The sequence below is a fragment of the Pseudoalteromonas sp. SG44-17 genome (genome assembly GCF_014164235.1).
GTDB lineage: Bacteria > Pseudomonadota > Gammaproteobacteria > Enterobacterales > Alteromonadaceae > Pseudoalteromonas > Pseudoalteromonas rhizosphaerae.
Genome location: NZ_JACJEV010000045.1, coordinates 22065 through 31152, shown reverse-complemented (window position 1 = coordinate 31152; position 9088 = coordinate 22065). Strand labels below are relative to the sequence as shown.

The 9088-nt window shown below is 40.5% G+C and carries 7 protein-coding genes; 4 read left to right on the top strand and 3 right to left on the bottom strand.

From position 1 onward, the window contains the following. Positions 1-270: 270 nt before the first annotated feature. Positions 271-1413 (bottom strand): molecular chaperone DnaJ, encoded by a 1143-nt coding sequence (gene dnaJ, locus H5182_RS20320; protein ID WP_145236090.1) that lies wholly within the window; start codon positions 1411-1413, stop codon positions 271-273. Between the two features lie 187 nt (positions 1414-1600). Beyond that, positions 1601-3517, bottom strand: coding sequence for a molecular chaperone DnaK (gene dnaK / locus H5182_RS20315; protein WP_182732509.1), 1917 nt, complete (start codon positions 3515-3517; stop codon positions 1601-1603). 244 nt (positions 3518-3761) lie between these two features. On the opposite strand from dnaK, the gene H5182_RS20310 reads away from it, so the two are divergent. Then, positions 3762-4577, top strand: coding sequence for a thioesterase family protein (locus H5182_RS20310; RefSeq protein WP_145236096.1), 816 nt, complete (start codon positions 3762-3764; stop codon positions 4575-4577). Here H5182_RS20310 and H5182_RS20305 read toward each other — a convergent pair. Beyond that, entirely contained in the window at positions 4566-5342 is a 777-nt protein-coding gene (locus tag H5182_RS20305; protein ID WP_145236099.1) for an ABC transporter substrate-binding protein, read from the bottom strand. The genes H5182_RS20310 and H5182_RS20305 overlap by 12 nt on opposite strands. 149 nt (positions 5343-5491) lie before the next feature. Here H5182_RS20305 and H5182_RS20300 point away from each other — a divergent pair, with 149 nt between their 5' ends. The 3 genes from H5182_RS20300 to H5182_RS20290 are packed head-to-tail and all read left to right on the top strand — an operon-like array spanning position 5492 to position 9006. Further along, entirely contained in the window at positions 5492-6718 is a 1227-nt protein-coding gene (locus H5182_RS20300; protein ID WP_149980384.1) for a paraquat-inducible protein A, read from the top strand. 9 nt (positions 6719-6727) lie between these two features. Next, positions 6728-8383 carry an intermembrane transport protein PqiB gene (gene pqiB, locus H5182_RS20295; protein ID WP_182734109.1) on the top strand — a complete coding sequence of 552 codons (1656 nt, stop codon included), beginning with the start codon at positions 6728-6730 and terminating at the stop codon, positions 8381-8383. Beyond that, the gene (locus H5182_RS20290) at positions 8383-9006 is read left to right on the top strand and encodes a membrane integrity-associated transporter subunit PqiC (RefSeq protein WP_182760521.1); all 624 of its coding nucleotides are present in this window, start codon (positions 8383-8385) and stop codon (positions 9004-9006) included. The genes pqiB and H5182_RS20290 overlap by 1 nt, the downstream gene beginning before the upstream one ends. Positions 9007-9088 lie beyond the last annotated feature (82 nt).

Below are 9088 nucleotides of genomic sequence, written 5' to 3'. Positions count from 1 at the left end.
CAGATAAATACAGTGATAACAAGGCGTAAATTTTGACATGTAGTTGTTCTACTTGAAAAAATTATAACGCAGTTAGCGCTTTATTTAGCTCGCTAGAATGGTTAAATATTTAAGTCGATTGGTATTACTGCGTGGTTTTCAGCAAAGCTGTAGCCAAATAAAAACCTGAACTCTTGAGGGTCAATCTCTTAACCAGAGTTCAGATTAATAAGCTTTTGTTAGCCAATAAAAAATGGCGCTAATTAGCGCCATTTTATAAGTAATGAGTGATTACTTAGTTAAATCATCAAAGAACTTTTTTACACCATCAAAAAAGCCTTTTTCTTTTGGACGGTTTTTAGAACCATCCTTACCCATGCTTTGCTCAAGCTCTTGCAATAACTCGCGTTGGCGTTCATTTAACTTAACGGGTGTTTCTATTACCACTTTACAGATCAAGTCACCAACTGCGCCACTACGGACAGACTTAACACCTTTACCGCGCATACGGAACATTTTGCCCGTTTGACTCTCAGCTGGGATCTTCAATTTAGCACGACCATCTAAAGTCGGTACTTCAATTTCGCCACCAAGAGCAGCCGTTGTAAACCCAATCGGCACTTCACAATATAGGTTATTACCATCACGCTCAAAGATACGGTGTTCACGTACCGATACTTGCACATACAAGTCACCAGCGGGTGCACCATGTACCCCTGCTTCACCTTCGCCAGATAAACGAATGCGGTCGCCAGTATCAACCCCGGCTGGGATTTTAACCGATAATGTTTTGGTTTTTTCCACACGGCCTTGACCATGACAGCTATTACATGGATCAGAAATTATCTGACCAGTGCCCTGACAGGTTGGACAGGTTTGTTGCACAGCAAAAAAACCTTGGCGCATTTGCACTTGGCCTGCACCATGACAAGTCGTACATGTTTTCGGTTTAGAACCCGCTTTTGCACCGCTGCCGTCACATGGCTCACAGCTTACCCACGTAGGTACTTTAATTTCTACTTCTTTACCACGAACCGCTTCTTCTAAGCTTAAGTCCATGTTGTAACGTAGGTCTGAACCTCGTTGCTGACGCGATTGACGACGGCCACCACCGCCTCCAAAAATATCACCGAACACGTCACCAAATACATCACCAAAGTCACCATGACCGCCACCAAAGCCGCCATGACCACCACCGCCACCGCCTTGTTCAAACGCAGCATGGCCGTATTGATCATACATTTGACGTTTTTGACTGTCAGTGAGGATCTCGTAAGCTTCTTTTACTTCCTTGAATTTAGTTTCAAGTTCTTTATCGCCTGCGGTACGATCTGGATGATATTTCATCGCTAAGCGTTTATACGCTTTTTTTACGTCTCTTTCGCTGGCGTCTTTTGCCACTCCAAGGACTTCATAATAATCGCGTTTTGACATATCTATCACACTACTCTTTTCTTACTGCAGCATTGCTGCGGATAAATCGATAAATCGTATCGATTTATCATCTAATTTACATGCAAAAGGCGCGTCAAGCTTTAGCCCGCGCGCCTTAGTTGTTCATCCTAACTTAAATTGCGATATCAGTCATCGTGTTTTCAGTTAGGCGAAGCGCTAACAACAATTACTTGTCGTCTTTAACTTCTTCGAACTCAGCATCCACTACGTCGTCATCTTTCTTCGCAGATTGTTGCTGCTCGGCACCGGCGTCACCACCTTGTTGTGCTTTAGCTTGTGCGATTTCCATTAACTTTTGTGACTTTTCAGCAAGCGCTTGAGTTTTTGCTTCAATCTCGTCTTTTTTGTCACTCTTAATCGCAGCTTCTAGCTCAACAACAGCCGCTTCAATCGCTTCTTTGTCTTCGCTTGGTAATGCATCACCCGCTTCTTCGATTTGCTTACGCGTACCATGCACTAATGCATCAGCTTGGTTACGAGCTGCAACTAGCTCTTCAAACTTTTTATCGTCTTCTGCGTGTGCTTCGGCATCACGAACCATTTTTTCAACTTCTTCATCGCTTAAGCCTGAAGATGCTTGAATGGTGATTTTTTGCTCTTTACCTGTATCTTTATCTTTTGCCGATACATGTAAGATACCATCAGCGTCCACATCAAAAGTAACTTCGATTTGTGGTGTACCACGTTGTGCTGGACGAATACCTTCTAGGTTAAATTGACCTAGTGACTTGTTGTCGCTAGCACGTTTACGCTCACCTTGTAATACGTGAATAGTTACCGCAGCTTGGTTATCTTCAGCAGTTGAGAATGTTTGCGATTTCTTCGTTGGAATAGTCGTATTTTTCTCAATTAACGCCGTCATTACAGAGCCCATAGTCTCGATACCTAGAGATAATGGCGAAACATCTAGTAATAGTACATCTTTCACATCACCAGCTAGTACACCACCTTGAATCGCTGCGCCTACGGCTACTGCTTCATCAGGGTTAACATCTTTACGTGGCTCTTTACCGAAGAAATCAGCAACTGTTTTTTGTACTAAAGGCATACGTGTTTGACCACCAACAAGGATGATATCGTCAATGTCGCTTACTGATAAATCAGCATCAGCAAGGGCACGTTTTAATGGCTCTAGTGACTTCATTACTAAATCTTCAACTAGTGACTCAAGCTTAGCGCGTGTTAGTTTCACGTTCATGTGCTTAGGACCAGTTGCATCAGCAGTTACGTACGGAAGATTTACTTCTGTAGATTGTGCAGATGATAATTCAATTTTTGCTTTTTCAGCTGCTTCTTTAACACGTTGCATTGCAAGTGGATCAGTTTTTAAGTCTAAACCTTGATCTTTTTTGAATTCAGCAACTAAATAGTTGATTACGCGGTTATCGAAATCTTCACCACCTAAGTGAGTGTCACCATTTGTAGCAAGTACTTCAAATGTGTGCTCACCTTCAACTTCATCAATTTCAATGATTGATAAATCGAAAGTACCACCACCTAAGTCATATACTGCAACAACGTTTTCGCCTTTGTTTTTGTCCATGCCATAAGCAAGGGCAGCAGCAGTTGGCTCATTGATGATACGTTTAACTTCAAGACCTGCAATACGCCCAGCATCTTTAGTAGCTTGACGTTGTGAATCGTTAAAGTAAGCAGGTACTGTAATAACCGCTTCAGTTACTGCTTCACCTAAAAAGTCTTCAGCTGTTTTTTTCATTTTTTTCAAAACTTCAGCTGAGATTTGTGGTGCAGCGCGTTTTTCGCCGCCCGCTTCAACCCATGCATCACCATTATCTGCTTTGATAATTTTAAAAGGCATGATGCCGATATCACGTTGTACTTCTTCGTCTTCAAAGCGACGACCAATTAAACGCTTAATTGCAAATAATGTGTTTGTCGGATTAGTAACCGCTTGACGTTTAGCAGATTGACCTACTAAAGTTTCTCCGTCTTGCGTGTAAGCTATAATAGACGGAGTGGTGCGATCGCCTTCCGCGTTTTCAATAACACGTGCTTTGCCACCATCAAGTACTGCAACACAAGAGTTAGTAGTACCTAAGTCGATTCCGATAATTTTACCCATGAAATATCTCCAACTTCAAAATTCATTAATACGTTCGATGACTAGTAGATAGGGATGCCACAAACTTAATTCAACTGTAAAAATGAAAAAAAAGTGCTTTTTTGTAATTTATTTTGCAAATAACCCTAATTAATGTGTGGATTGTCTTTTTTTGCATCATTAGGGGCCATTTCACAATCTGGTCTGATGAGTTTTTATGTGTTATAAAATCACTAATAATTAAAAAATGTCTCAAAGGATCACCATGCATTTTGATCAACTATTAAAGCAAGCGGCACTCATAGGCCAGCTGCCCCATTCTGAACAAGCTCACGCAACGATGCAATTTCCTGCAAACTGGTGTCAAGGTCGAACTGCTTTTGGCGGTTTATCAGCCTCACTACTGTATCAGGCAATGCGTCAACAAATAGAACCAAGTCGTCGTTTGTTGTCTATTAGTACAAATTTTGTAGGTCCTTTGTTAGCAGATACTGATTTTTCCCTCTCAGTTGAAATTTTACGGGAAGGAAAAAGTAGCACACAAGTACTGGCAAAAGCGTTGCAGGACGGCCAAGTAAGCGTGGTCGTACAAGCGTGTTTTGCAAAATCGCGAGATTCAGCCATTGAAGTACCAGTGACAAAAACAATGAGCCTAAAACCGGTTAACGAACGTTACACACTGCCATTTAAATCAGGTGCCATGCCGGAATTTTTCCAACACGTCGCGCTTTGCCCTCAGCAAGGTGGAATGCCGTTTTCAGCAGCCCAAACGTCGCATTTAGGCGGATGGATGAAGTTAAAACAATCGCCAGCAGAACTTAGTGAAGCACATATTATTGCCTTAACGGATGCATGGCCGCCTACTTTATTACAAATGTTTAACCAACCAGCGCCCGCCAGCAGTATGTCGTGGTATTTAGAGTTTGTAAAAACACCGCAGTTGGCAGCCGATGAGTGGCTTGGATTTGAAGCAGAAACTCATCACTGTAAAGATGGCTATGGTTTAGAGGATGGTTGTATTTGGTCACAATCCGGCGAATTGCTTGCGCTTACCCGCCAAACCGTAGCATTATTTGATTGAGCTTGGTTCTACAACCTGAGCATAATCACTGCCATCAAAAGCCATTATTTTACTGTATTGCCCATTTTCAATGATATGGGCAAGTCCCATATCAAAAATCTCTTGTAACACTTTACTGTTAAAATAGGCTGGTCGAGGAGCCTCAGGAAATATCGGGTGTACAGTAATAGGCTTGATTGGGTGCGATTCTTTATATTGCTGTAGATAATATAAAAACACCCGTTTTTCTAGTACCACCACATCAACCCACTCTTTCATTAGATGATCCACTTGCGCAGCTTGGTATACGACTTCTTCATAAGCGCTTAATTTAGTCGTTAATGCTTTAAATGGCGGCGGCAGAAATTCGGTGGCGTTTTGAAAGGCAACAACACTTTTCCCCAGTAGATCATAGACAGTATTAATTTTAAAATTATTTTTACGTAAGCTAATTGCCACATTTTGATACGCCAATAAGCTTTGGCTTGGATAAATCGCAGAAGTGGTGAGCCCCGCATAATTCATCGCAATATCGACCTTCATTTGTTCTAAGGATTGCCCTGCACGTTTATTAGACATATAGACTATATCTAGATTTGTTATACCTTGATCTTTAAACGCAGATTTTAAAATCTGCAACTGCAAGCCGGTATCATCCTCACTAAAGACGTAAGGAGGCAAAGAAGGGCTTACCGCAACGGTAATAATGTCGCTAGATTTTGGCGCAGCTAAACTCAATGCAAAAGTGCTATATAAAACAAAAAAAAACACTATAAAATACTTCATTCACCACCCACAGATAGATGCTTTTTAGCAACTGTAAAATTACATGACAACTTTCTTATTAGGCTAGCCTAGTTAAACCAATTTCGCATTTGTATTTAGCATATAATTGATGCAAACTTGATCTAAGATACTTCTAAGTGGTTATTAATTTGCAAACTGCCTGCCCTAATTGTGACTTGATTATTGATATCCCGCACATAGTTGCAAAACAAATGGCTGTCTGTCCACATTGTCACAGTAAACTATGCGCAGCAAATATAAATTATGACAGCCGTATTGTAGCACTCAGTATTAGTGCTTTACTCATGCTGCTAAGCAGTATGTTTTATCCATTTATCTCATTTAGTAGTAATGGCATTACACAGACGATTACCTTGCCCGATGCCGCTCGTATTTTGTTTAATTACGACAGCGATTTATTAGGCATTTTTATTGATGTTAGTATTATTGGTTTACCAATGGCATTACTCACTATTTTGATCCCACTGCATTTAGGCTTACTTAAAGTACTTCCACAAACGATTGCCAGACGCTTACTCAAATTCACCTTAGCGCTAGAGCCATGGATAATGTCAGAAATATTTTTAATCGGTGTATTGGTCAGCATGGTAAAAATAATGTCGCTAGCGGAAGTCAGCTTTGGCGTTAGTTTTTGGGCCTATGCCGCGTTTGTACTCTTCTATATTGGCTCATTAGCACACTTAAATCGTGCTCGATTATGGGATCAAGTACAGCCTCAGGCTGAAATTGCAGCCGCAAAACTTTCTTATCGTGCCATAGATAGTAACATTCGAGCCTGTCATGTCTGCCATCAACTAAGCGATAGCGAATACTGTTCTCGCTGTAATAGCAAAACCCATATCAGAAACCCCCACAGCGTACAAAAAGCAACGGCATGGTTAATAACTTCAATTGCCTGTTATATTCCGGCAAATTTATTGCCAATAATGTACACCACTAGTTTGGGGGATGAATCCCCCTCAACATTAATTGGTGGGGTAATAACACTGTGGCAAGCTGGCTCATACCCTATTGCATTAATCATTTTTTTAGCGAGTGTAGTAGTACCATTAGCTAAAGCGCTCATTTTAACATTTTTATGCTTTTTGGTTAGCAAACCCGCTAACGGCCAGACAAAAGGCTATACGAAAGTCTATCAATTAACCGAGTTTATTGGTAAGTGGTCTATGATCGATGTATTTGTTGTCGCGATTCTAGTAGCCTTAGTGCAATTAGGAAATTTAATGTCAGTAACGCCAGGTTTAGGCACTGTATTTTTTACTATCATGGTGATTTGCCAAATGCTTGCAGCACACGCGTTTGACCCTCGGCTATTATGGGATTCGCCAAACAATGATAAAAAGACCATAAATTAGAGAAACAGCATGAGTGAAACGGCTAATATAAAAAAAGAACCTATTATTTCTGCGATTTGGATCATACCGGTTATAGCTTTGCTCGTTGGTGTGTGGATGCTTTACCAATACCAAGCTAATAAAGGCGCAACCATTTATATTTCAATGCCTCATGCTGAGGGTATAGTGGCAGGCAAGACTGAAATAAAAGTACGTAGTGTGAAAATCGGCCAAATTGATCACGTTCGCCTCTCTGATACTAAAAACAGTGTGATTGCTCGAGCTCAAATTGATAAACATTATGATGGCTTACTCACGGAAGACGCCAACATCTGGGTAGTAAAACCACGTATTGATGAAACGGGTATCAGCGGTATGAGCACGTTACTATCTGGTGTATATTTAGAATTTTCACCAGGTGAAAGTAGTAAAACAAAAGAGCATTTTAAATTACAAGAAGAGCCAGCGCTGATTGATAAAGATGTCAAAGGCGGTCGCTTTTCATTACTCAGCTATGATGCTGAGGTTATGGATGTCGGCACCGGTATATTTTTTAAGAATTATAAAATTGGTCAAGTTGAAACAGCGACATTTGATTGGAAGAATCAAGCGATGAAGTATGGTATTTTCATCAACGAACCTTATCAAAACCTGATCACCTTAAATTCTATTTTCTGGGTCAATACGGGTGTTGAAATTGATTTATCTGCCGATGGCATTAATGTAAAAACAGGTTCATTAAGCAGGTTATTAAAAGGAGGGATCTCGGTTGGTTTGCCTGAACAACAATCGCCGGGTGATTTTGCTCAAGAAGGTCATAGCTTTTCGCTTAGTAATAGTTACAAAGATGCTCTTGAGGAACGCTTTTATAATTTTGATTATTACCTAATTGAGTTTGAGCAGTCTATTCGAGGTTTACGTGCCGGCGCACCGGTTGAATATCGTGGCATGCGCGTAGGTACTGTTGTAGAAGCACCTGCGAATGTGATGATCGATGGCAAACCCGCACACTTTAGAACTGATAATACTGCAGTGCCCGCTTTAATAAAAATAGAGTATGGCCGTATTTACCATGACAATGCCTCAGCCAAACAATTTTGGCAAAGCAGTGTTGATGGTTGGATCAAAAATGGCATGCGCGCTTCTTTAAAACCAGGCAATTTGCTTACTGGCGCTGTGTATGTCGATTTTGATATCTACCACGATGCCCCAGCTGCTAAGTTAGAAACACTGTCTCAATATCAAGTATTTCCGAGTGTCTCCAGTGGCATTACCGTATTAGCAGATCAAGTGTCTGACGTATTAAATAAAGTAAATAATTTAAAAATTGAAGACAGCTTAGCGCAAATTGATTCCGCGTTTGCTGATTACCAAGCGCTGGCGAATGAAATGCGTACATTGTTAAGTAAACAAGATACCCAAAATTTACCCGGTGATATTAATCGTAATTTTGCTGAAATGACAAAAAGTATGCAGCAATTTGATGTCACCATGAAACAGTTTGAAAAAACCATGGCCAGTTATCAACAAGGCTCCTCATTTCATCAGCAATTACAACAAACACTCTCAGAGTTTAAGCGTTTAAGTGAAGAGCTACAGCCACTCTCGCGTGGCTTAAATGAGCAACCAAATATGTTTATTTTTGATAAATCATTGCCTGCCGATCCAACGCCGAGGAAACAATAATGCGGACATTTTTACGTATACAAATTTTTGCTGTTATTGGGGTGCTATTATTATCAGGTTGTAGCCAATCACTTAATGCACCCGTTAAATACTACCAGTTTGAGCAAAGTATTAAACCAATGCAGCGCAGTAGCACTGACACATCAGCTCAATTACGGATCAATACAGTAAGTTTACGAGGCGCATTAAATAACCGTGGTATTGCAATGAAAATGGATAATAATCAGGTCAATGCTGCTAATTATCACTTATGGAGTGAAGCGCCAGATCAAATGCTAACAGCAAGCGCCCATCAAACATTATTTACCACGCTTGATAACTGGATGGTGGTCAAAGGATTACCTGTTATAACAGACAAAGATCAGCAAAGTTATTATGAATTAGAATATGAGCTACATCATTTCAATGGTGATAACCAAGGTAATGCGGATATTTCTGGTTTGTGGCGCCTGTATTATACGTCGTTTGAAAGTGGCCGCTCTTTAAAAGCAATTCATTATTTTAGTGAGGTTAACCCTTTAACTGGTGATGATTACGAAGGCCTTGTCGAAAGCTTAGAGCAAAACTGGCAGAATATTAATCAACAGGTAGCAACCACCCTGAGCGTTCTTATTCAAGAATAGACACCACTAAAGCAGTGCCATCATTATTAAGCACTGCTTTGCCTATATACCCAAACCCGAGTTTATTTAATAACCCATGCGA

Coding starts and splice junctions, on each gene's coding strand:
- H5182_RS20305 (WP_145236099.1), bottom strand. CDS start 5,342: ATGAAGTATTTTATAGTGTTTTTTTTTGTTTTATATAGCACTTTTGCA.
- H5182_RS20310 (WP_145236096.1), top strand. CDS start 3,762: ATGCATTTTGATCAACTATTAAAGCAAGCGGCACTCATAGGCCAGCTG.
- pqiB (WP_182734109.1), top strand. CDS start 6,728: ATGAGTGAAACGGCTAATATAAAAAAAGAACCTATTATTTCTGCGATT.
- H5182_RS20290 (WP_182760521.1), top strand. CDS start 8,383: ATGCGGACATTTTTACGTATACAAATTTTTGCTGTTATTGGGGTGCTA.
- dnaJ (WP_145236090.1), bottom strand. CDS start 1,413: ATGTCAAAACGCGATTATTATGAAGTCCTTGGAGTGGCAAAAGACGCC.
- dnaK (WP_182732509.1), bottom strand. CDS start 3,517: ATGGGTAAAATTATCGGAATCGACTTAGGTACTACTAACTCTTGTGTT.